At 52.6% G+C, this 664-nt stretch carries 1 protein-coding gene; it reads left to right on the forward strand.

Going from position 1 to position 664, the window contains the following annotated elements; translation table 11 throughout:
• The coding region (locus GS601_RS22695; RefSeq protein ID WP_162425560.1) for a TonB-dependent siderophore receptor at positions 1 to 664 on the forward strand (664 nt) is incomplete at both ends.

The following is a 664-nucleotide window of genomic DNA, read 5'->3' on the forward strand; positions in this document are numbered from 1 at the left end:
TAGCCTGATTGCCGAGATTCCCAATGCGACGCTGGCGTTGCCGCAGGGACAGACGTTTGTGGCAGACAGCCCAACGGCGGATATTGCCACGGTGCAGGTGGAGCAGCGGTTGGGCAATCTTCGGGTGAGTGTGGCGGGAAAGGATGCGCTACCGCAGACGGAGGTGACGCTGAAGACGGGGGGGTTGGCCTATAGCCTGAATCCGGAGGCAGACGAACCAGATGAGGAAATTGTGGTGACGGGACAGCGAGAAGGCTATCGTGTGCCCAATGCGAGTACAGCGACAAAAACGGATACACCAATTCGAGATATTCCCCAGTCGATTCAAGTGGTGCCGCAGGAGGTATTGCGCGATCAAAACGTTACTCGTCTAGAAGAAGCCCTGAAAAACGTTCCTGGAGTAACTAGAATCAGTCCTTCAACACTACGGAGCAGCACTTTTAACATTCGAGGCTTTACTGCCACTGCTCCTAGCGGCAACTTTCTCAGAAACGGACTGAGAGATATTTTAGGGCAAGAATCACTTGAACTCTCCAATATCGAAAGAGTCGAAGTGCTGAAAGGTCCTGCCTCAGTGCTTTACGGTACAGGAACTCCAGGTGGAACCATCAATTTGGTAACGAAACAACCGCTCCGCGAACCTTTTTATGCCATTGATGCCACC

The sequence above is a fragment of the Myxacorys almedinensis A genome (genome assembly GCF_010091945.1).
GTDB lineage: Bacteria > Cyanobacteriota > Cyanobacteriia > Leptolyngbyales > Leptolyngbyaceae > Myxacorys > Myxacorys almedinensis.